Raw genomic sequence first — 22595 nt, 5'->3', positions numbered from 1 at the left:
AAAGGAAAAAGCCGGAACGCAGGTTCCGGCTTTTGGGTTTTTAGTGGTTGGTATGCTTCCAGTGATACTGGTGCGCCTTGGCATCCACTTCGGCCGCTGTTTGCTGCGGCATAAAGGCTTTATTGTTACCTTCAAAGAAGAACGGCTGGCGCTTTTGCTTGCTACCCATTTCGTTCATGGTGGCAACGTCATACACGCGGCCGTTAATCACGGTGTAGGTTACATATTCACTGCGGCGAATATCGTTAAGCACGTCGCCATCGGTGATCATCAGGTCGGCCAGTTTACCCGGCTCAATGCTGCCGAGGTCCTTGCCCATGCCCAGATGCGTTGCGCCATCAATGGTAGCACCGCGCAGGGCTTCCCAGGGCGTAAAGCCACCCTGATTCATCAGCCACATTTCCCAGTGAGCGGCTAACCCTTCGCGCTGACCGTGCGCACCAATGTGCACACTTACGCCATTATCGCGCAGTTCTTTCGCGTAAGACGCCACATTTACGTGGTTGTACTGATCATCCGGCGCGGTAGGGCGGCGAATAGCACGGGCATCCAGAATGGTAGAAGGCACATAACGCAGCAGGCGCTCGTTGTTCCACACTTCGGTGCGATCGTACCAGTATTCTTCACCCATCAGGCCACCGTAAGACACCACAAAGGTTGGCGTGTAACCAAAATCAGTGGCTTTCCATAGCTGTGTGAGGTCGTCGTAGCCACGGGCAATGGGCAATGAATGCTCAAGGCCGGTATGGCCGTCAACCAGCATGGTCAGGTTTTGCTGAAACTTACCGCCGCCTTCCGGTACCACCATCATTTGCTGATTATTAGCCGCCCATAACACTTGCTGGCGTTGATCCCGGCGTGGCTGGTTATAGCTTTTCACCGAGATAGCGCCGCTGTCTTTCAGGCGCTGAACATGGAAGTAAGCATCGTCATAGTTGTTAATTTGTGCCTTATAGCCAATACCTTCTGCACCGTACAAAATAGTCCCGGTAGAGTAGATGCGCGGTGCTACGCGTTCACCTGCACGTTGAAGCTCCGACGCGGCAAAAATCTCAGTGGTATCGTTAGACGGATCGTGAATGGTGGTCACACCGAACGACAGGTTGGAATACTGCATCCAGTTTTGTTGCGGAATGATCTCACTGCGGCCTTGTCCGCCGTGGGCATGAGTATCCACTAATCCGGGCAGAACGGTTTTACCTGAGGCATCAATCAACATAGCGTCGCCGGGGATATCCACTTCGCCGCGCTTACCTACGGCGGCAATGCGGTTATCCAGGATCAGTACCACACCATCCTCGATAACTTCCCGGGTATTATCAGCATCACGCATGGTGACTACCGTACCCCCTACCAGTGCCTTATAACCGCCGGGCTTGTCGCTGGTGGCGGTGAAGCTCAAATCGAGGCCCTCAGCCAGCGGGTCGGGCAACTCATCGGCCGCTTTATCACCGGCAAAGGCAAATGCGTCTTCCAGCTTACGTTCAAAATAGTAGGGGCCATGGAACCAGCCCACACTGCTGCTGTCTGGTGCCCAGGTGAGGTACTCACCGGCGCGATCAGATAGCTGAGTAACCGGCAGAGACGTCATATTCGGGCCGATAGTGACTTTTTTACCATTGTCTACGTATGGCGTTACATAGGTATTAAACTGATGAACAAAGGCGACCCATTTGCGATCCGGCGACAGGCGGTATTCCGCTACTTTGTCGGCGCCGTACAGGTGTACCCGGTGATCGTCGCCATGCAGGTTTACACTCGACAACTGTGTTGCACCGTAGGGCGAGTCATAACTGCGTTCAGTAAAGAATAAACGCTCGTTATCACCGGCGAAATGCGGTTGCATGCCTGAACTGCTGACCTTTTTCGGCTCGCCTTTATCCAGGTCCATCACGTATAAGCCTGGCTCTACCGAATACTTGGGATCAAGCAGGTAGCCGCCGGTAAATTTACGGTAGGTAACTAATTCGCCGTCTGGTGAAAACGCCGGCTCTACGTAGTGCCCCGGCTCAGGGGTTATTACTTTACCCTTACCACCACGGGCGGAGACGACGCGTACATCGCCTAACTTCTGGTCGTTCCAGGTGGTGTAGATAATCCGCTTACCGTCGGCAGAATAGCGCGGGTAGTATTCATCATGCTCATCCTGACGGGTAAGGCGTTTTGATTTACCGCTTTTTAAATCTTTGACGTACAGTTTGCCCAGCGCCTGAAACAGCACCGATTTGCCGTCCGGCGATTTCTGCGACCAGCGGATCATTTTTACGTTAAAGGTATCCGGCGCTACGTCTACATCAAAACGCAATGCATCGGCATATTGCAGCTTGGCTTCAACGGCGATATCGATGGTGTCTACCGATTGGTCTTTTATATTGAGCTTATGAAACTTTCCGCCGGCCCAGTAAACAATGGCTTTGCTGTCTGGCGTCCAGTCAAAATAGGCATAATAGCCTTCTATGCCAAAACCTTCCTGCATGTCGCGCTCCATTTCACGGCTTAGCAGGCTTTCTTCACCGGTGGCCAGATCTTTGATAAACAGCGCGGTGTCGTACTTCACCCGACGTAAAAAAGCGATGTACTTACCGTCTGGCGAAGGGGTTGGTACTACGGCGCCGCCAGTGCCGGAGATAACGCGGTCTTCTTCACCGGTACTGCGATCAAAGCGGGTAATGGCAAAAATGCCTTCCAGCGGGTCGCGATTGTAGTCAAAGCGGTAGCCGCCAGAGGTACTCTGGGTGTAGTAGATATACTTGCCGTCGTGGGAGAACACCGGATCGGTAATGTTGTTTTGTTCACGTTTGCCGGATACCCGTTCTTTAATGGGCAGACCGCTACCGCCGGAATGATGATAAATCCAGATTTCGCCGGCCGGAATACTGCGGGTAGACGTTATGCCTTTGGTGACCACAATATATTCGCCATCCGGACTCCATTTAGGCGAGTGGATAGTGTTATTTTTCTCTTTAGTTACCTGGCGCAGGTTGTCACCGTTGGCATCCATCACCCACACGTTGGATACGCCGCCACGGTCAGAGATAAACGCAATTTTGCTGCCGTCGGGTGAAATAGCCGGGTGAATATTCCAGGCGAAGTCCTGAGTTAACGGCTGAGCGTTGCCGCCGTCGAGGTCAGCTTTATAAATATCACCAAGCATGTCGAACAGGAAGTATTCGCCATCAGGTGCTACGTCGAGGCTCGACCAGGTGGTTTCGGAAGTGTTGATGGTGACATCGTGCAAAGGATAGGGTGGGTTAGTCACTTCCCACTTGTCCTCGGCATCACTTTCTTGTGCGGCCAGCGGGGCGCTGAGCAGACAAAGTGAGGTGAATACCGAAGCACTCAATAAGGTTAATTTTTGCTTAGGGGTGTGCAGATTTGTCGTTAGCTTCATTGTTATTCTCTACGTCTTTTTTGTTGTAATGTTCGGGCCTGAGCCCGCAGCAAAGTCAATCTTCCCTGGATTGTTAATAGTCAGTATAAAGTATGTTTAGGGTGAGATGTTGCAGTTCATCGGATAAGTTTGGAAGGTAAACTGCGGGGCTTATTGCGGGTCGGGGAATTGGCCACGAATGGCGGTAACGGACGCAAAATTAGCCAGCAACAAATCGACCAGACGGGGATCAAACTGCTTGCTTCGTTGTTCAGTGAAGTAGTCCCGTATTTGCTCTTCAGACCAGGGGCCCTTATAGCACCGTTTACTGCCCAGGGCGTCAAACACATCTGCTACGGCTACAATGCGCCCGGCAACAGAAATGGCATTTTCGCTCAGGCCGTTAGGGTAGCCAGTGCCGTCCCAGCATTCATGATGTTCGCAGGCAATGGTGGCGCCAAGCTGTAAAATGGGGTTATCACTTTTACACAGCATGTCGTACCCGGCTTTGGCATGAGTCTGCATGATCTGCCGTTCTTCATCGGTGTGAGGACCTGGTTTGTTCAGGATCACATCCGGAATGGCTACCTTGCCCACATCGTGGAGCGGCGACGCCAGTTTGATCATTTCTGCCTCATTGTCGGGTAAGCCATAATACCTGGCCAGTAAAGCACTGATATGCGCTACCCGCCTGACATGGGAGCCGGTCTCTTTCGAGCGAATCTCTACCGCCTCACCGATGATGTAAGATAGTTCCCGTTGTGAGTCGCGGATCACCTCGCGCAGTTTCAGGTTCTCGTGGGATACTGCGATATTGTTGGCAAAGAACGATAACAAATGGTGCTGTACCGGCTCCAGCGGTTCGTTTTTCGCCACGTACAGCACATTTTCCATCCCTCTGCGGGTGGTAAAATAACTCACAAAGTAATCGCTGCCCTGAATGTTACTGTGTTGGTTCAGCGCTTCTTCAATGCGCGTTTGCACAGTAGCAGGGATTATCGATATCGATTGGCCCTGTAAGCTGGTAGCCAGAATTTTGTATCGGTTACCGGAATTAATGTCCCGGGAAATGGCGCAGCAGATAATTTCCGAACTTTCGATACCGAGAAGTACGGATATTTGATTGAGTATGGCGGAAGCAAACTGCGGCAGGGTGTCGCACTCGATAAACTGGGTGGTGGCGCTGATGATTTTTTCCAGGCCCTGGCGGTGGCGCTCAATCAGGCGAATATCGCGATAAGCCCGCAGCGCAGCATAGATACTGGTTTTCAGTCTTAATGCCGTCAGCTCAGTTTTGTTTTTATAATCGTTGATATCGTAATCACGGATAACCCGTTCTTCCGGCGCTTCGCCGGGTTGACCGGTGCGCAAAATGAGCCGGATAACGTGGTTATTCAACGTTTCACGCACCCAGTGCACCAGTTCCAGGCCCGCCTGTGTGGTTTCCATCACCACATCGATAATGGCTACAGCAATGGTGTTATGTTTATCGGCTATTAAGATATCGCGGGCTTCAGCAGCACTGCTGGCGGTAATGATATTCAGTGGGCGTTGTTCAAAAACAAAATCACCCAGTACCATACGGGTAACGGCGTGGATTTCCGGCTCATCATCAACCACCAGTATCGTCCAGGCCGTTAACAGCTCTTCTTCGAGATCGGTTTCGTCATCGTTGGTAAAAAGTAATTCGTCACCGAGCATTATACGGTTACCTCGTCGCCACTGTGACAACCCCTTAGGAATTTAAGGGGCTGCAAATTAACTATAGTACGAGGTTGATGAATCCGCCTGGCCGTTTATGCCAGTAACAACAGCAAATGCAGAGGTCATCATAGTGCCTCTGAATTCGCTGCCGTTTAGTGCTTATGCCATTGTGACGTATTCTTCGGCGCTGGTGGGGTGAATGGCAATACAGGCATCAAAGTCAGCTTTGGTTGCGCCCATCTTAATCGCCACGCCGAAGCCTTGCAGGATTTCATCCATGGCGTAGCCAATGCCATGTAAACCCACCACTTTCTGTTCTTCACCGGCACAAATCAGCTTCATACTGGTAAGTTGGCGATGATGGGTGACAGCGGTATACATGGCCGCAAAGTTAGAGCGGTAAATGGTCAGGTTATCTTTACCGTACTTTGCTTCAGCCTCACTTTCAGTCATGCCTATGGTGCCAATGGGCGGATGGCTGAACACTACGGTGGGAATCAAATCATAATCCAGATGAGCATTGGTTTGACCGTTAAACAGACGCTCGCTTAGCATTCGACCGGCTTTAACCGCGACCGGCGTTAATTCTGGCTGGCCGGTAATATCACCTACGGCATAAACGCCCTCAACGTTGGTGTTCTGAAATTTATCCACCACAATCTGACCATTGTGACGCAGTTCTACGTCGGTGTTGTCCAGCCCAATGGATGCGGTATTTGGCTTACGGCCGGTGGCCCAGATCAGACAATCAACGGTAAGCGTATTGCCATCGGTTAACGCCAGTTCCAGGTCGCCGTTGTCCAGCTTAGTGACCTGTTTGATTTCGGTTTTTTCGTGAATATCGATGCCTTCTTCCAGCATCAGGGTTTTCAGCGTTTCCTGTAACATGGCGTCAAAGCCGCGCAAAGGTAACTCCTGACGTAAAATGGAATGGGTTTCACTGCCCAGTGCATGCAGGACACCCGCCAGTTCCACACCGATGTAACCACCGCCTACAACCGCTACGCGTCTTGGTTGCTCGTTGAGTTCGAAAAAGCCGTCGGAATCGATGCCGTGCTCTGCTCCGGGAATATCCGGGCGGAAAGGCTTACCGCCAGTAGCGATTAAAATATGCGGGGCAGTGTACTGCTCACCGTCCACTTCTACGGTGGTGTTATTGACAAACCGGGCAAACCCTTTAAGCAGGGTCACCTGATTGTTGCCCAGCACCCGGTCATAGGAGGCATGGATGCGAGAAATGTACGCCTGACGATTTTTAATGAGCGTGGACCAGTCAAATTTATTGACCGTTACATCAAAGCCATAGTCCGGCCCGTACTTATGTATGGCCTCTGCCACCTGGGCACCGTACCACATGGCTTTTTTGGGCACGCAGCCCACATTCACGCAGGTGCCGCCCACGGCTTTTGCTTCAATAAGCAGGACTTTCTTGCCGTGTTTTGCTGCCCGGTTAGCAGAAGCAATACCGCCGCTGCCGCCGCCAATACAGATATAGTCAAACTCTTGCATCGCAAATTCTCTCGTCTTAGTTGTGCTGCTATTGTGCATGATTTCGTATAACCGGACAAACTTACTCGCCGGTTCTTTGCAGGCATGCCTCTGCCCGGAGTTATCTTAAGGACCCGTTAGCCGGCTGTTTACTTTCAGTGGCTGCCCGACGCTCTGAACAATTTACAGGAGCATGCATAATTTACTTTGCGTCACGCTCATTTGTGACAGTTGGAAAACACGCCTGACGGCGCTGGAGGTTAGTCGTGACAAGGGGTTTAAGCATTTTGTGTCATTTCGGCACAGGCTATGCAACTTCCTAATCGTACAAATTTAAAAGGTTGAAACATTTCAGCCTTTACGCATTTTCAACGAGCAGGAGGAATTATGAGCAACGTAAAAATTGCAGAATTTACCGCACCAGGCATTAAAGACAATGCAGCAAAAGATGTTATCTCTGTGCTTGATGACCGAATGGTCGCCCTGATTGATTTACAGCTTACGCTGAAACACATTCACTGGAATGTGGTAGGTCCGAATTTTATTGGCGTGCACGAAATGCTCGACCCTCAGGTTGAGGCCGTTCGTGAGATGACCGACACCATTGCAGAGCGTATTGCCACCCTGGGCGGTGTGCCGGTGGGCACGCCAAAGGCTATTGTAGATCGTCGCCGCTGGGACGATTACTCAGTGGGTAAAGGTCTGGTCACCGACCATCTCACTGCGCTGGACAAAGTGTATAACGGTGTCAACGAAGATCACCGTAAAGCGATTGATTCACTGGGTGAACTGGACCCGGTATCTGAAGACATGGTCACCGGACAGCTGGCACAACTGGAACAATTCCAATGGTTTGTCCGAGCCCATATCGAATCGGCCACCGGTGAACTGAAAAGCTAGCCGTAAACAGTAACCTTTCTTTCTTCATGTGTGAAACTTCCCGTTTTGCCCGTAGCCATTTGGTTACGGGCTTTTTTTTGGCTAAACAAACCTAACACCTGTATAGTGTAGTGCATTGCTATAATATGTAGCGAATTGAATGGTGAGGCTTGTATGGGAATCGTAAAAATTTCAGACCAACTGCACGAGGAAGTGCGCAAGAACAGCCTGGTGATGGAACGCTCAATGAATTCTCAGGCTGAGTTCTGGATGAAAATAGGCCGGTTAGCAGAGCAAAATCCTTCGCTGACTTACGAACAAATTCTGGAGCAGGAGATGCGCCAGCAGAAAGTACAAAAGGTCCGTCTCATTAATGAGTAACGTGAAAATTAAAACACCACAGGAAGTGGCTTTAATGCGTGAGGCCGGCCAGTTACTGGCCCGCGTATTTGGTGCGCTGGACGACTTCGTTGCCGCGGGAGTAACCACCATGGCAATCAACGACTTTGTGGAGCGCTACATTGTGGATACGCTGCAAAGTCGCCCTGCCAGCAAAGGGCAGTATGGCTACGAATACGCGCTAAATACCTCGGTGAATGAGGTGATTTGTCATGGCGTACCGTCGGTAAGTAAAGCCCTTCGTAAGGGGGATATTGTTAATCTGGACATCACCCTGGAGAAAAACGGCTACATTGCAGATAGCAGTAAAATGTACTGTGTGGGGGAGGTTTCACCGCTCGCCCATAAGCTCGTAAAAGTGACCTACGAGGCCTTGTGGAAAGGGATTGAAGTCGTCAGGCCGGGGGCCAGAGTCGGTGATATCGGCGATGCAGTACAACGTCATGCTGAACAGTACGGTTATAGTGTAGTAAGAGAGTATTGTGGCCATGGTATTGGCCGGGAAATGCATGAAGAGCCGCAAATTCTGCATATAGGCACACCCAACACCGGCCTGATTTTGCGTGAAGGGATGGTCTTTACCATTGAACCCATGATTAATCAGGGAACCCATAAAACCAAGCTGAAAAAAGACGGCTGGACAGTGATCACCCGGGATCGCAAGTTATCGGCACAATGGGAACACACCATTGCCGTCACAGCAGACGGATACGAAGTACTGACACTGCGTCCTGAAGAGGCGTTAACAAAAAACGTAAACTGAGCGGTGTGCGACAGCCAGATTTAAAGGCTGTCGCACACCGGGCTAAACCGTTTCCTCATTATTTTCATTTTCAATGACTATCTCAAACTGACGTTTGTGCTCGCGCTCATATTGCTTCAACTTGCCAATGGTCGCCGCGGAAAAAACATGGCCTGCGGGCAATAGCAGAATATGATTATCATTATACAGGTTATTGCCTAATACCATGCCTGCTGTCAGCTCGTCACTGGAGAGGTGATTCTCGATAAAGCTGGGCTTATCGATGTTATTATCGGTGAGCAATAAATCCAGAATTTCGCCGTCGTAGCGGGTATTGCGGTGTTTTTTGAGCTCAGCTTTAGCGTCTCTGGGTTCCATGCGCTGCGCACTCAAACGGCCGCTCACCAAACGCCAGTAGTCGCGCGCAATCGCATGAATGCGGGCACCCAGAGGGATTTCCTTGGCCACTTTGTGGTATAAACCGCTGCCATTGTAGTGTTCGAACTGAAATTCGATGATCTCACTAATGGGCTGCATATGTTCGGCCGGAGCCAGGATCATCTTCGCCAGATGCGTCTGTGACATATAATCTTTCTGCTGCTGATAAGTGAGCTTGGCAAAAGGCGGACGGAAATTCTCCGGTTGTAATCCTAGCAGTCCCAGTTCGCCTATCAGGCTGGCATAGGTATAAAGGTTTCTCTCGTCTGTGCTACAGCCCAGTTTCGCGGCCAGTTTTTTACTGAGCTCGCTAACCTCAATGGCAAATTTGCCATCGATATCAGGGTTAATGGAAATAACATTAAACAGCACCTGCTCCAGAGCACGGTTGCGGGTTTCAATACGATTAAGCGCCGCCTTGATTTGCCGGGTACGTTTCTGGACCGTTTTTTCGAGGTCATTATTGACTTCTTTTAACTTGGCATTCTGCAGGCGGGTAAGCTTTTGCAGGCGAGTATTCTCGTCCTTAAGCTTGATCCGTTCCAGCCCTTCTTCAATGGTATTAATCAACTCCTGATTATCCCAGGGTTTTTGCAGGTAACGATGTATACGGCCCCGGTTGACGGCTTTGATAGTGGCGTCGATATCCGCAAAGCCGGTCAGTACCACTCGAAACGTGTCAGGGTATTTGGCCGCGACCTTTTCGAGCAGCTCGGCACCGGTCATGTTGGGCATTTTCATGTCAGAAATCACGACATGCACGGTTTTCTGCTCCATGATAGCAAGGGCTTGTTCACCGCTCTCTGCCAGTGTCAGATCTATTTTTAACGAAAACAGCGCCCGCTTAATAGAGCGTAAAATGTTCTGTTCGTCATCAACACAGAGTACGGAGTATCTGGGTGATTCGGTATTCGGCATAATAACTCCTCGATGAACCTGACCGCTAATTTTGCGTGACGGTTGGGTGTTGGTCATCCAGACCGTTAATAGGTAAAGCCAGTTCAAATACACTTCCTTCACCTGGCGTACTGGAGACATTAATCTGGCCACCATGCTCCTGAATAATGCCATAGGTAATAGACAAGCCCAGACCCGTGCCTTGTCCTTCGGGTTTGGTGGTAAAAAACGGATTAAACAGCTTGTCGATATTTTCCTGGCTTATTCCACACCCGGTGTCCTGAATCCGGACTTTTACGCTGTTGCCTTCCTGCTGTGTGCTGATACTGATAACGCCCTGTTTACCCGTGGCCTCAATTGCCTGGCCTGCATTAATCAGCAGGTTGGTAAAGACTTGCGTTAACTTGCCCAAATTAAAGTACACTTTCGGTAAATCTGCGAATTGCTTTTCAACCTTACAGATATACTTCAATTTGTTATTAACCATTGTCAGTGTGGTGTTGAGGCAATGATTAAGGTCATAGTATTGCGACTCATCTGAGTCGATCCGGGAAAATATCTTAAGGCCTTTAACAATTTCACTGACCCGCTGAAGACCTTCTGTAGATTCTTCAATAAGGGGCCCGACATCTTCGCCGATAAAGTCCAGATCGTGCTGTGCATAAAAAGCCTGAAGTTCGTCAACTCTGGCTTTCAATGCCTCAGTGGATTCATCGGCGTTGAGCTTTTTAGCCATATCCAGCAGGATCTGAAACAAAGACAAGTAATCTTTTAACGTGCTTAAATTACTGCTGACAAAGCCAATGGGGTTATTGATTTCATGGGCAACGCCCGCGGCCAACTGACCCACAGAAGCCATTTTTTCGGCCTGTAACAATTGTTGCTGGGTTTCTTTAAGGTGTTTGTTGGCATTTTCCAGCTCAGTATTTTTGTCACTTAATGCCTGGGTTCGTTCTTCAACGATGTGTTCCAGTGAGCGGTTAAGTTCCCTGAGCTCATTCTGCGCCACACTTCGGTTCTCATATTCGACCGCCAGTGTATCGACCAGGGTATTAAATGACTGGGCCAGTTCTGATAGTTCATCTCGCCCTTTAATCTCAATGGAAACGCTTTTGTAGTGCTGCGTAGGGATAGCTTGCAGCATGTCCCTGGCACCCTGACGCAAGGATTTCAACTGGGATGTCAGATAAGTCCCCAGACCAAAGGAAAAGAGTGCCACTAACATCATTTCCAGCAGGGCCAGAGAAATGATCCAGTTACGAATTTGGATCAGCGACGACTGAACGGATGTCACGTCGATACCAATCTGCACTTCACCGAAATACTCACCGGCTACGGTAATGGGTTCCCGGGTGTCATAAATCGAATCGTCAATCCCCTTAACCGACGTATCCAGATTAAAGGGTCGCTCAGTAAGTCCTGCACGGTGACGTTGAGCGAGCATCCGTTGCTGGCTGTCGATGACCCTGACATAAGCGATATCCGGGTTAGTCATGAGTTCTTCTACCGATGCTTCAAGGGATGCGAGATCGAGTGATAATAATGGATCCCGGGTTATAGAGGAGAACAGATTGGCCGTTGTTTGAGCTCGTTTCACCACGTTTTCTTCGATCAAATCATTAATAAAAGTGAGGCTGGTTATGATCAGCACAAGCAGCAGCGTCGCTTCAATGATTGCGGTACCGGCGATAGTTTTGGTGCGTAGTGAAAGGCGCATGACGTCGACTTAGTAGTCCGGTCTCGACAGTGAATTAATACCTAACGCGCGGATATCATTCCAGTCTTTATCTGCTGCGGCATCGAGTCGATTGAAATTGAGTTGTTTAAGTAAGGCCCTGCCATGTTCGGTGGTAACCAGCTTTTCAAACGCAGCGGTCAGTAATTGCTGGTGGGCAAGGGGGACCCTGCTGTGCGCAGCAATCGCATGGCTGGTATATGCTTTACTTTGCCATAATATCTTAAGTTGTGAGCGTTGCGATTCTGGCAAATGTTCCAGTGATCGGATAATGCCCCCTCCCGCCACAAAGAGTTCTTTTATTACATTAAGATAGACCGAATCGTGAGAATTTACATAACGGGGGTTAATACTAATGCCGGCACGATTCAGTTCGGCGCGGGGGATAATGCTCGCTGCAAAAGCTGCCGGGGCCGGAAAAGCCAGCGTTGACCCCTGCAATTGCTCAATATTCGTTATGTTGCTGTCTTTGCGTGTAACGATAATGCCCCGCAAGCCTTTTTCTGAATCCCGTACCAGCGGCTGATAGTCAGCGCGGCTATGGAAAACGACATAGTGATAGGGGTTCATGTAGGCCAGGTCATAGCTGGCACGCGTTAACTCATCCTCAAAACTGGGGATGTCTTTTGCAGTAATAAAGCTTAATGACAGACCGGTTTCTGCAGACAGGTGAGCCAGCAGAGGGGTCCACATCTGAGCCAGTCGGAAAGCGGATTGTTGCGGTACAACGCCGAAGGTATATTGTGCTGGCTGTTCTTCGGCGGCTTGTTTGCCGTTGTCTGAGTTAGCAAAAGCTTTTGTTATTCCCAGTGTTATCAGAATAAGAAGCACTAATTTCATTTCGCTCTCCGCTACTGCTGGCAGGTTTACGCCTGCATAAACTCTTCAAACAACTGGGTCAGGTCGTGGTTTGAAAAAGGTTTGGTAAGCGTTGCATCGGCCCCCAGGTCTTTGGCTTTTGCCAGACTGGCGTCGTCGAGCGCCGAAATAACAATAATTTTCAGACCGCGCTGGGACTCTTGTTCACGGGTGTATTGCAACACACTATAGCCGTCCATCCCGGGCATACTCAGATCGAGTGTCATGACTCTTGGTGAGTGCTGACTCAACATCATGCCTGCCTGGAAGCCACCCGTAGCAATAAGGGTGTCATAACCTGCTCGGCGTGCTACCCGCTGAATTGACTTAGCGACTGGCATTTCATCATCAACTATCAGAATGAGAGGCGATGCTTCAGGCTTCAGGCTATCCGGAATTGGCATATTGTGGCGTTCCAGAAAATCGATGAAATCGTTAATCAGAACCCGGTTATTCCCACGACCAGGCAATTTAAAGCCTTTTAGTTTTCCGCTTTCCAGCCATCGGATAACCGTTCGGAGGTTAACGTCGCAGTATTCTGCGATTTCGCCGGATGTCAGTGTTTTCACAGTTTATCCTCGTTGCTTAAGGTTTAGACGAGCCACATTTATAGCACTATTAATCAAATATGGCAATTAAGCATTATGTATAATTTGCGACATTAGTGACATTGTGTTAATTTGTGACGGTCGAAAAATGAATATCTGTCTGCAAGGAGTCGCACGTCGGATTATTGTTATCATAAATGAGGTAGATAGCATGGCTTGTGATACCCAGGGCGCTAAAAAAGAAGCAGCGCTGAACTTACTGTTGGTTGATGACGAAAAAAACGTGGTAAACGCGCTGAAGCGTGAGCTAAAAGACCTTAACTGCAGCATAACCACAACGACCTCCGGTCGCAAAGCCATGTCAGTATTGCGCGAGCAAGAGGTCGCCCTAATGATAACCGACCATAAAATGCCAGAAGTGAATGGCGTTGATCTGGTGCGCTTTGCCAGACAGTATTCGCCGGACACTCACGTATTTATGCTAAGCGGTGAAGGCGATTTACAGGCTGCTGTGGAGCTGCTGAATCAGCGTATGTTAACCAAATACCTGACCAAACCCTGGAACCGACAGGATTTACGGCATGAAGTGGTTAAAGTGCTTAACCAGTGTTGTGAGGTGGGGCAGAAGAGCGCCGCTCAGCAGCTTGCCGTGTTTACCCAGGAGACGGCGAAGCCTAATCTTCGTGACTACCAGTCCGTGGTGCTGATTAAATTGATGAATGTCTCGGATATCAGCCTGGCCCACGGCGAGGCCGCATCGCTGGATACCGAAGCCTATATCGGTCAGCGTCTGGAAAACATGGTTACGCAGCCTCATCTGCTACAACGCGCCCAACCCGGTGTGTTTGCCCTGTATTTGAAAGAGTCTACTGCCGAGATTACCCGGTCGCTATGTTGTCAAATTCGCCAGCAGTTGCAGCGCACTTTCGCCATTAAGGGCTTATCGATATTTTGCCACGTGGGCGTGGGTTTTCGAAATCTCAGAGACTCCCAGCTCGAACACGATCTTCTGATCAGCACGCTCATCGACACTATCGTTCGCGACAGTCACCGCATCAGTATTTCACAACTGGATAATTCCACCATTAGTCAGTACCGCCGGCAGCAACAACTGAGTGCCGAGGTACAAAACGGACTAAGAAATCAGGAGTTTAAGCTGGCTTATCAGCCGAAAGTACAGCTCAGCTCGGGGATGATAAACAGTGCCGAAGTGTTGCTGCGCTGGCAGCACCATAGTCTGGGATGGGTTCCGCCGTCGGAATTTGTGCGGCTTGCTGAACTGGATGGTCAGATTGAAGCCATTGGCGAATGGGTGCTGGATCAGGGGTTTAAGGTTGCCAGTGAACTCAGACGTTTCAGCGCCGAGTTAAGTAGTATTGCGATTAATATCTCTGCCAAACAATTACAGTCCTCGCATATTGTTGAGTTTATTGGCGAACGTTTGCAGCACTATTATCTGCCGCCTTCTTTTATTGAATTAGAGCTAACGGAAACCGCACTGGCTGAGAATTCACAGTATCTTGAAGAGCTGTTATGGCAGTTAAAATTACTCGGTGTGAGGCTGGCTGTGGACGATTTCGGCGCCGGCTTTACGTCGTTTTCGTATTTATCGAAGTTACCCATCGATACGCTCAAACTCGATAAGGTGTTAATCGATAATCTGCATACTGACAGTCACCGACAGGAGTTTATTCATAACCTGATTGTCAGTTGTAAAAAACTGGGGATTGAAGTGGTTGCCGAGGGCGTTGAGGAAGAGGCTGACCTACGCTGTCTTGAAGCCATGCGTTGCGACAAAGTTCAGGGCTATATTTACAGCCCGGCGGTCTCCCGTCAGGAGTTTGAGAAACTCATGATTCGCCAACCCTTCTATGCCAGGTTCAAGCATCAGCAAATGAGCTGAACAGGCGGGTTAAAAAAACTTGATGTAGCGCAATAATTGACCTGCAGATGGCTTGAAACTACGCAGTTGGTTAACCATATTTAGGATGCAGGGAGCAAGAAATTTCGCCATCACGTAAAGATGACGGAATGGTACCTGAGGACAGGTTAGCCAACTATCGGTATCGATTAAGGAGGGGGTTATGAGTTTATTCCCAAGTGTGTTTGGTCGTAATCACCCTGGTGCATTAAAAGGCGAAATTGATCGTGTTTTTGATGATTTCTTTGCGGGCTTCCCGGCCATGACAGGTTGGTCATCCGGTGATACTGGCTATATGCCGGCGCTGGATCTGAAAGAAACTAAAGAAGGGCTTGAGTTAACCGCAGACTTGCCAGCTATGAAAAGAGACGATATTCATCTTGAAATCCGGCAAGACCGATTAATGCTCTCAGGTATGCGTAATCAGGAACAAGAGTCCAGAACAGACGAAGGCTTTCATGTCAGAGAACGTCACAGCGGCAGTTTCAGGCGGGTTATCGCCTTACCTTTCGCCGTTAATGACAATGCTGATGTGGTAGCACGGTATGACAACGGTGTGCTACGGGTTCTTATCCCTCGTCCGGCAACCCCGGCACAAAATACGCAGCGTGTCATAATCAGTTAGGCCGGCCCCAAGGGCATTTATTTTCGCGCGAATGTCAGCGCCATAAACCGAGATGCCAGCGACTGAACCAAATTGATAAAATCACGTAAAAAGTACAGGCCCCCGCTAGCTGCGGGGCTTGTTTTTTTAGCCGGTGAACCCCATCACTACTGCAATAATAAACTGGCAACGGATCCTAAAACCACTATGACTACACTTGCACTCGAACAGGTAGACAGCCTGCCTCTTTTTTCTCAAATAACCCCTGATCAGATAAAGCCTGCCGTCACTAAAGCGATAGATGATTGTAAGCAAACCATCGAGGCGGTAGTCGCCAGTGGCGATTATTCTTATGCCAATGTGGTTAGCAAAATTGATGAGGCGGATGATGTGCTGGGCAAAATATGGTCACCGGTTTCGCACATGAACTCGGTTGTCAGCAGTGATGAATTGCGAGAGGCTCACGATGCCTGCCTGCCGCTGTTATCGGAATACGGGACCTGGGTGGGTCAGCATGAAGGTTTATTCCAGGCTTATAAAGCGCTACGCGACAGTGAAGAATACCTCCAGCTAGAGGAGTCCGAGCGTAAGGTAATTGATAACACGCTGCGCGATTTCACCTTGTCAGGCGTGGCTCTGCCGGGTGACAAGAAACAGCGCTTTGCTGAGATCCAGGCCCGATTATCTGAACTGTCTTCAACGTTCAGTAACAACGTGATGGACGCCACCATGGGGTGGACCAAACACATCACTGATGAGGCGGAGTTGGCCGGGTTACCCGAATCGGCGCTGGACGCAGCCCAACAAGCGGCTCATCAAAAAGATCTGCAGGGCTGGCTGTTTACACTGGATATCCCCAGTTACCTGCCGGTGATGTTATATGCCGATAACCGCGAACTGCGCGAAGAAATGTATCGTGCCTACGCAACCCGCGCGTCCGATCAGGGGCCTAATGCAGGGCAGTGGGATAACACCTCGATTATTAACGAGACGCTGGCATTGCGCTCAGAAATTGCCACATTGCTGGGATTTGCGAGCTACGCAGAGCGTTCTCTGGCCACCAAGATGGCCACGTCTACCGGTCAGGTAGTCGGGTTCCTGCGCGATCTCGCCGCAAAATCCAAACCGCAAGCCGAAAAAGAATTGGCGGAAGTGCGAGCCTATGCTGCCCAGAAGCATCAGATGGATGAACTTGAATCCTGGGATGTGCCGTACTACAGCGAAAAGCTTAAGCAGGAGCGCTACAGTATTTCTGACGAAATACTGCGCCCTTATTTCCCCGAGAGTAAAGCCCTGGCCGGATTGTTTAGCGTAGTGGAAAAGCTCTACGGGCTGAATATTACGGAAGTCGAAAACGCCGATACGTGGCATAAAGATGTACGCCTGTTCTCCATTACCGACCGGGATGGCACCCTGCGTGGCCAGTTCTATCTTGATTTGTACGCCCGCCCTAAAAAGCGTGGTGGCGCGTGGATGGACGAATGCCGAGTGCGCCGTTTTCAGGCTTCTGGCGAGTTACAAACGCCGGTGGCTTACCTTACCTGTAACTTTAACGGGCCGGTAGGCAACAAGCCGGCGTTGTTTACACACGACGAAGTCGTAACGTTATTCCATGAGTTTGGCCATGGTATTCACCATATGCTTACTCAAATGTCGGTGCCGGGTGTGTCGGGTATTAACGGTGTACCCTGGGATGCCGTTGAGTTGCCCAGCCAGTTTCTGGAAAACTGGTGCTGGCAGGAAGAAGCGCTGGGCTTTATTTCCGGTCACTACGAAAGCGGTGAGCCCTTACCTAAAGAGCTCTTGGATAAAATGTTGGCGGCCCGCGACTATCAGGCTGCGATGCAGATGATTCGTCAGCTCGAATTCAGCTTATTTGACTTCCTGCTGCACATGGAAAACACCGGACAGGTAGACGTTCAGCAGGTACTTTCTCAGGTACGTGATGAAGTCGCGGTGATTCAGCCGCCCTCGTTTAACCGTTTCCAGCACAGTTTCGGACACATATTTGCCGGCGGTTATGCTGCGGGTTATTACAGCTATAAATGGGCTGAAGTGTTGTCGGCTGATGCATTTAGCCGATTCGAAGAGGAAGGGATCTTCAACCCACAAACCGGTGCCGATTTCCTGCACAACATTCTTGAAATGGGCGGCAGTCGCGAGCCGATGGATTTATTCGTGGCGTTCAGAGGACGAGAGCCCAAAGTCGATGCGCTGCTGCGCCATAACGGTATTGTGGCAACGGAGGCCTGATGGCAGCGGAAACCTTTGCCGCTATCTACGCTCGTGCGGCTGAAAGAAAAGGCGGCGAGCGAGGCCTCGAATCGATTGTCAGTCAGCCTTTGCCGGCGGCTGGCGTTAAGGCGCTGAGCGACGACCGGGTGTTGTCGGCGGTGACTAAAAAAGTATTCCAGTCGGGATTTGTCTGGCGGGTTATCGAACAAAAATGGCCGGAGTTTGAAGCGTTGTTTTTCAACTTCGACGTTGAGAAAGTACTGTTGATGTCAGACGAAATGCTAGAACAACGGGCTACCGATAAACGCATTGTCCGAAATCTTAAAAAAGTCATGACAATCCGTGATAATGCTTTGATGCTTAACGATATCCGGATCTCCCACGGGAGCTTCGGGCAGTTTGCCTGTCAGTTTACCGGTGCCGGTATCATTGACCTGTGGGCTCACCTCAAAAAACACGGGGCAAGACTGGGAGGCAATACCGGGCCTTATGCGCTGCGTGCGCTGGGGATAGATACGTTTTTGCTCAGCCGGGACGTAGAAGGGTACTTTCGCGCCTATGACCTGATCAGTGGTGGTCTCACCTCCAAACAAAGTCTGACTACCATTGCCACCACATTTGCCGACTGGCAGGCGCAAAGCGGTCGGAGTTTGCAGGAGTTGAGTCAAATACTCGCTTATAGCTGTGGCGACAACCGGGTTTAAACAACGCAAATACGCAAACAAGGCTATATCCATGGAAGACAAGCAATATCCTTATGTGTTATTCGACCTCGACGGTACGCTGGTAGACAGCGTGCCCGATCTCGCTTACTGCGTTGATGAGGCTATGCTGGCGGCGGGGCTGCCTGCACGAGGCATCGAAGCGGTTCGATGTTGGGTTGGCAATGGCATTGAAAAGCTCATGAAGCGGGCCGTGACGGGAACCATGGAGGATGAGCCTGAACCCCATTTGTTTAACCAGGCTTATCAGGCTTTCCTGACTGCTTATAAAGCCCATAACGCTAAACGCAGCACGGTTTACGAGGGCGTGCAGCCAACCCTTGAATGGCTCTGTGCGAACGGTTATCAGCTTGCGTGCGTAACCAATAAAGCCGAAGCGTTTACACTACCGTTGCTAGCCGAAAAAGGCCTCGCCGGTTATTTTTCTGTGGTGGTCAGTGGCGATACCTGTACCCATAAAAAACCTCACCCACAACCACTACTGTTTGCCCTCGATAAACTGGGCGGAGAACCTTCCAAGGCGCTGATGATCGGTGATTCTAAATCCGATATTTATGCCGCCAGAGCCGCCGGTTGTGCGGTATTTGCCCTGCCTTACGGTTATAATCACGGTGAAGATATTGAGGATTATCATCCGGACCGGGTGTTAGATTCGCTGGCCGAACTACCGGCTGTGTTTGTCACCGGTCAATAACACTGGCAGTGACATTATGAACAGGATGGTAAGCGCCCACGGTTTTGGTTACACTTGCCGCATTGCATCAGCCGGCTCATCATTCTCTCTCACGCAATAAAGAAGTGAGAACCCGGACTCTAAAAAGAAGAACTTACCCATGTCAGAACAACAAACACCAAACAGTGATGAAACCCGCCCATCTGAACAGTCGACCCATTTCGGGTTTAAAACTGTTGAGCGCACCCAAAAGGCGTCAATGGTGGCAGGTGTCTTTGATTCCGTAGCGGCTAAATACGATGTAATGAACGACTTTATGTCGATGGGGATTCATCGGTTATGGAAACGCTATACCATTGACTGTAGTGGTATTAAAAGCGGTCAAAAGGTCCTCGATCTGGCAGGTGGAACTGGCGATTTGGCTGCCCGGTTTTCTCGTCTGGTCGGCCCGTCCGGTCAGGTGGTTCTGGCCGATATCAACCATTCCATGCTGTCGGTAGGCCGCGACAAACTTCGCGACAAAGGCGTAGTGGGGAACGTGGATTATGTGCAGGCCAACGCCGAAGCCCTGCCATTCCCGGATAATCACTTTGATTTAGTCACCATGGCTTTTGGCCTGCGCAACGTGACCGACAAAGACAAAGCGCTGGCGTCTATATTCAGAATTCTGAAGCCGGGCGGACGTTTGCTGGTGCTGGAATTTTCTAAGCCAACCAATGAGATGGTTTCGAAAACCTATGACTGGTATTCGTTTAATGTACTACCAACCATGGGGCAACTGGTGGCTAATGATCGCGAGAGTTATCAGTACCTGGCTGAGTCTATTCGCATGCACCCGGATCAGGAAACCCTGAAATCCATGTTTGAAAACGCCGGTTTCGAGCGCTGCGACTACCAAAACCTGACCGGCGGGATTGTCGCTCTGCACCGGGGTTATAAATTTTAATGCCAGCGGCTCCTCTTTTTACGGCCACCATCGAAGCGGCGCTGAACAAAGTACTGTCGCTGGATCCTGATGCGACAGCAAAACTGAGTCGCCTGCAGGGCAAACGCCTGGTTGTCGAACTTGAAGACCTCAAACAGCGCTATGCGTTGGTTTTTTCAAGCAAGGTGGATGTGCTGGCGCTGACCGACGTTGAGGATGAGGTGAATCAGGATGAATGCCTGATAAAGACTCGTCTGAGCGTTCTGCCTCAGTTGCGGGACACCAGTCAGTTAACCCGTTTAATTAAAAGCGGTGAGCTGGAAGTGAAGGGTGAGCTGGCCATCGCCCAGGCGTTTTCCGGACTATTACAGTCGTTGAACATTGATTTGGAAGAGCAACTGGCAGTGCGAACCAATGACGTTGTGGCTCATGAGGTATTTTCTCTTGCTGCAAAAGTGCAGGCACAGCTAAAAAAAGCCGGTCTCAAAGCCGAGGCCATTCTGGGCAGTACATTAACTGATGAGAAGCAACTGGCAGCCCATAAGCTGGCGGTGATGCATTTTTCTGATCAGGTCAGCAGTCTGCGCGATGACAGCGAACGTTTTGAGGCGCGTCTTGAGCGGCTGGAACGGAGTAAACAGTAGGGACTATGCAGTTACTGAGGATTTACCATATTAATCGGGTCATGCTGGAGCATGGTCTGGACGAATTGATCCCTGCTAAATGGTTGCCCTGGTATGTGCGCCTGATGCGGACGAGTATCTTTTGGATACGTAACCAGCATAAAGAGAAAAATGCTGGTGCCCGTTTAACCCTGGCTTTGCAGGCTCTGGGGCCGGTATTTATTAAATTCGGCCAGATGCTTTCCACCCGCCGCGATTTACTGCCACCGGAAATAGCCAACGAGCTGGCCATGTTGCAGGACCGGGTCAAACCTTTCGACAGCCAGCGAGCCCAGGCCATTATTCTCAAAGCGCTGAATGTCCCGTCTCTCGATAAGGTATTCAGCGAATTCAGTGAAACACCGCTGGCCTCGGCAAGTATCGCCCAGGTGCACGCGGCCAGATTGAAAGACTGCAATACCGACGTGGTCGTGAAAGTATTACGGCCGGATATTCGTAAAACCATTAAAGCCGATACGGAACTGATGCTCACCTTTGCCAAAGTGCTGCAGAAGTGGTTACCCGACGGTAAGCGTTTACGCCCGGTTGAGGTGGTGAAAGAATACGAAAAAACCATCGTTGATGAACTGGATCTCAACCGGGAAGCGGCCAATGGCATGCAACTCGGACGCAATTTTGAAGGCTCCGAAGCGCTTTATGTACCGAAAATCTACAGTGATTTTTGTACTAAAAATGTGCTGGTGATGGAACGTATTTACGGCATCCCCATCTCCAATATTGAAGCTTTGATTGAGCAGGATACAAATTTACGCATTCTGGCAGAGCGTGGTGTAGAGGTATTCTTTACGCAGGTTTTCCGCGACAGCTTTTTTCATGCCGATATGCACCCTGGCAACATTTTTGTGTCACGGGAAAACCCACAAAACCCGCAGTATATTGCCATTGATTTTGGCATAGTCGGCACGCTGAACCAGGAAGACAAGCGGTACCTGGCCGAGAACTTTATTGCGTTTTTCAATCGTGACTATCGAAAAGTCGCGCAATTACATGCCGATTCTGGCTGGGTACCCTCGGATACCAATATCGATGAATTCGAGGTGGCTATCCGTACAGTTTGCGAACCGATTTTCCAAAAGCCGCTGGCCGAAATTTCGTTTGGCAATGTGCTGGTGCAGCTGTTTAATACTGCACGGCGTTTTAATATGGTGGTGCAGCCACAACTGGTACTGTTGCAAAAAACACTGCTCTATATAGAAGGCCTGGGCCGCCAGTTATACCCCCAGCTGGACTTATGGCAGACCGCCAAACCTTTCCTGGAAAACTGGATGCGCGAGCAAATAGGCGTGCGGGCGATGTTTTCTAAGGTGAAGTCTAACCTGCCTTACTGGAGTGAAAAGCTGCCGGATATGCCGGACTTGCTTTACGACACACTGAAACAGGTTAAACACTTTCCGGAAAAACAGCAGCAGGCTAATGCCGCGCTGTTGCAGCAACAAAAACGTGCGCAAAAAGCATTGCACTTTAGCATTGTGGGCGCCACGTTAATTATTGTAGCGGCCATTTTGCCATTATATCCGGCTCACTGGAGCTTGTCGGCGGGGCTTACCTTGCTCGGTTCCGGCTGTTGGTTTGTTGCCTGGTGGAAGGGCCGGCGCTGAGCTCTCGCGCTGACTGACAGGCCTTTTTTTGTAGGCGAATCAGTTATTTCAATATGAGCTTAAAATTAATTTTTAATGAAATTATAAGAGTTTGGATGATTTTTAGTATCAATTTACTCAGCGTGTGGTTATAGTGGTATTGTTCTTTAAATAGTTGTGCTTTCGTTCGTTACTAA

At 50.0% G+C, this 22595-nt stretch carries 18 protein-coding genes; 11 read left to right on the top strand and 7 right to left on the bottom strand.

The genetic code is table 11. The features are described 5' to 3' along the window. Positions 1-40: 40 nt before the first annotated feature. From AC27IB_RS13865 to gorA, 3 genes are all read right to left on the bottom strand, one after another. Positions 41-3391 carry an amidohydrolase family protein gene (locus tag AC27IB_RS13865; protein ID WP_487121617.1) on the bottom strand — a complete coding sequence of 1117 codons (3351 nt, stop codon included), beginning with the start codon at positions 3389-3391 and terminating at the stop codon, positions 41-43. A 150-nt stretch (positions 3392-3541) separates the two neighbouring features. After that, complete coding sequence (locus tag AC27IB_RS13860) at positions 3542-5071, bottom strand: DUF3369 domain-containing protein (protein WP_487121615.1); 1530 nt, start codon at positions 5069-5071, stop codon at positions 3542-3544. A gap of 162 nt (positions 5072-5233) precedes the next feature. Further along, a complete protein-coding gene (gorA, locus tag AC27IB_RS13855) occupies positions 5234-6583 on the bottom strand; it encodes a glutathione-disulfide reductase (RefSeq protein WP_296043413.1) in 1350 nt (449 codons plus the stop codon). 366 nt (positions 6584-6949) lie between these two features. On the opposite strand from gorA, the gene dps reads away from it, so the two are divergent. The 3 genes from dps (at position 6950) to map (ending at position 8603) form a co-directional block, all read left to right on the top strand. Next, entirely contained in the window at positions 6950-7462 is a 513-nt protein-coding gene (gene dps, locus AC27IB_RS13850) for a DNA starvation/stationary phase protection protein Dps (RefSeq protein WP_296043415.1), read from the top strand. 153 nt (positions 7463-7615) lie between these two features. Beyond that, on the top strand, positions 7616-7822 hold the full coding sequence (locus AC27IB_RS13845) for a ParD-like family protein (protein ID WP_296043418.1): 207 nt from the start codon (positions 7616-7618) through the stop codon (positions 7820-7822). Next, a complete protein-coding gene (gene map, locus AC27IB_RS13840; protein WP_487121612.1) occupies positions 7815-8603 on the top strand; it encodes a type I methionyl aminopeptidase in 789 nt (262 codons plus the stop codon). The genes AC27IB_RS13845 and map overlap by 8 nt, the downstream gene beginning before the upstream one ends. 42 nt (positions 8604-8645) lie before the next feature. On the opposite strand, the gene nosR is transcribed toward map, so the two are convergent. Genes nosR through AC27IB_RS13820 form a run of 4 tightly spaced genes read right to left on the bottom strand, consistent with a single transcriptional unit; the run spans position 8646 to position 13079 of the window. Continuing rightward, entirely contained in the window at positions 8646-9938 is a 1293-nt protein-coding gene (nosR, locus tag AC27IB_RS13835; protein WP_487121610.1) for a response regulator c-di-GMP phosphodiesterase, NosR family, read from the bottom strand. 25 nt (positions 9939-9963) lie between these two features. Next, entirely contained in the window at positions 9964-11634 is a 1671-nt protein-coding gene (locus AC27IB_RS13830) for a sensor histidine kinase (protein ID WP_296043426.1), read from the bottom strand. Between the two features lie 9 nt (positions 11635-11643). Further along, positions 11644-12492, bottom strand: a complete 849-nt coding sequence (locus AC27IB_RS13825) for a phosphate/phosphite/phosphonate ABC transporter substrate-binding protein (RefSeq protein WP_487121608.1) — start codon at positions 12490-12492, stop codon at positions 11644-11646. A 26-nt stretch (positions 12493-12518) separates the two neighbouring features. Further along, complete coding sequence (locus AC27IB_RS13820) at positions 12519-13079, bottom strand: response regulator (RefSeq protein ID WP_296043432.1); 561 nt, start codon at positions 13077-13079, stop codon at positions 12519-12521. 190 nt (positions 13080-13269) lie between these two features. On the opposite strand from AC27IB_RS13820, the gene AC27IB_RS13815 reads away from it, so the two are divergent. From AC27IB_RS13815 to ubiB, 8 genes are all read left to right on the top strand, one after another. Beyond that, positions 13270-14961, top strand: coding sequence for an EAL domain-containing protein (locus AC27IB_RS13815; RefSeq protein WP_487121605.1), 1692 nt, complete (start codon positions 13270-13272; stop codon positions 14959-14961). A gap of 181 nt (positions 14962-15142) precedes the next feature. Next, positions 15143-15604: an Hsp20/alpha crystallin family protein gene (locus AC27IB_RS13810; RefSeq protein ID WP_296043438.1), complete on the top strand. Its 462-nt coding sequence runs from the start codon at positions 15143-15145 to the stop codon at positions 15602-15604. A gap of 186 nt (positions 15605-15790) precedes the next feature. Next, positions 15791-17836, top strand: a complete 2046-nt coding sequence (prlC, locus tag AC27IB_RS13805) for an oligopeptidase A (protein WP_487121603.1) — start codon at positions 15791-15793, stop codon at positions 17834-17836. Continuing rightward, positions 17836-18522 carry a DNA-3-methyladenine glycosylase I gene (locus AC27IB_RS13800; RefSeq protein WP_487121601.1) on the top strand — a complete coding sequence of 229 codons (687 nt, stop codon included), beginning with the start codon at positions 17836-17838 and terminating at the stop codon, positions 18520-18522. Before prlC ends, AC27IB_RS13800 begins: the two co-directional genes overlap by 1 nt. A 31-nt stretch (positions 18523-18553) precedes the next feature. Continuing rightward, entirely contained in the window at positions 18554-19234 is a 681-nt protein-coding gene (locus AC27IB_RS13795; RefSeq protein ID WP_487121599.1) for a phosphoglycolate phosphatase, read from the top strand. Between the two features lie 139 nt (positions 19235-19373). Next, complete coding sequence (ubiE, locus tag AC27IB_RS13790; protein ID WP_296043449.1) at positions 19374-20159, top strand: bifunctional demethylmenaquinone methyltransferase/2-methoxy-6-polyprenyl-1,4-benzoquinol methylase UbiE; 786 nt, start codon at positions 19374-19376, stop codon at positions 20157-20159. Beyond that, positions 20159-20782: a ubiquinone biosynthesis accessory factor UbiJ gene (locus AC27IB_RS13785; RefSeq protein ID WP_487121597.1), complete on the top strand. Its 624-nt coding sequence runs from the start codon at positions 20159-20161 to the stop codon at positions 20780-20782. Before ubiE ends, AC27IB_RS13785 begins: the two co-directional genes overlap by 1 nt. A 5-nt stretch (positions 20783-20787) precedes the next feature. Continuing rightward, positions 20788-22419: a ubiquinone biosynthesis regulatory protein kinase UbiB gene (gene ubiB / locus AC27IB_RS13780; RefSeq protein WP_487121595.1), complete on the top strand. Its 1632-nt coding sequence runs from the start codon at positions 20788-20790 to the stop codon at positions 22417-22419. Positions 22420-22595 lie beyond the last annotated feature (176 nt).

The organism is Alteromonas sp. 4NH20-0104, from assembly GCF_057547795.1.
The sequence above is the reverse complement of the archived record's forward strand: the minus strand, read 5'-3'. Positions and strand labels throughout refer to the sequence as shown.

Coding starts and splice junctions, on each gene's coding strand:
- AC27IB_RS13865 (WP_487121617.1), bottom strand. CDS start 3,391: ATGAAGCTAACGACAAATCTGCACACCCCTAAGCAAAAATTAACCTTA.
- AC27IB_RS13860 (WP_487121615.1), bottom strand. CDS start 5,071: ATGCTCGGTGACGAATTACTTTTTACCAACGATGACGAAACCGATCTC.
- gorA (WP_296043413.1), bottom strand. CDS start 6,583: ATGCAAGAGTTTGACTATATCTGTATTGGCGGCGGCAGCGGCGGTATT.
- dps (WP_296043415.1), top strand. CDS start 6,950: ATGAGCAACGTAAAAATTGCAGAATTTACCGCACCAGGCATTAAAGAC.
- AC27IB_RS13845 (WP_296043418.1), top strand. CDS start 7,616: ATGGGAATCGTAAAAATTTCAGACCAACTGCACGAGGAAGTGCGCAAG.
- map (WP_487121612.1), top strand. CDS start 7,815: ATGAGTAACGTGAAAATTAAAACACCACAGGAAGTGGCTTTAATGCGT.
- nosR (WP_487121610.1), bottom strand. CDS start 9,938: ATGCCGAATACCGAATCACCCAGATACTCCGTACTCTGTGTTGATGAC.
- AC27IB_RS13830 (WP_296043426.1), bottom strand. CDS start 11,634: ATGCGCCTTTCACTACGCACCAAAACTATCGCCGGTACCGCAATCATT.
- AC27IB_RS13825 (WP_487121608.1), bottom strand. CDS start 12,492: ATGAAATTAGTGCTTCTTATTCTGATAACACTGGGAATAACAAAAGCT.
- AC27IB_RS13815 (WP_487121605.1), top strand. CDS start 13,270: ATGGCTTGTGATACCCAGGGCGCTAAAAAAGAAGCAGCGCTGAACTTA.
- AC27IB_RS13810 (WP_296043438.1), top strand. CDS start 15,143: ATGAGTTTATTCCCAAGTGTGTTTGGTCGTAATCACCCTGGTGCATTA.
- prlC (WP_487121603.1), top strand. CDS start 15,791: ATGACTACACTTGCACTCGAACAGGTAGACAGCCTGCCTCTTTTTTCT.
- AC27IB_RS13800 (WP_487121601.1), top strand. CDS start 17,836: ATGGCAGCGGAAACCTTTGCCGCTATCTACGCTCGTGCGGCTGAAAGA.
- AC27IB_RS13795 (WP_487121599.1), top strand. CDS start 18,554: ATGGAAGACAAGCAATATCCTTATGTGTTATTCGACCTCGACGGTACG.
- ubiE (WP_296043449.1), top strand. CDS start 19,374: ATGTCAGAACAACAAACACCAAACAGTGATGAAACCCGCCCATCTGAA.
- AC27IB_RS13785 (WP_487121597.1), top strand. CDS start 20,159: ATGCCAGCGGCTCCTCTTTTTACGGCCACCATCGAAGCGGCGCTGAAC.
- ubiB (WP_487121595.1), top strand. CDS start 20,788: ATGCAGTTACTGAGGATTTACCATATTAATCGGGTCATGCTGGAGCAT.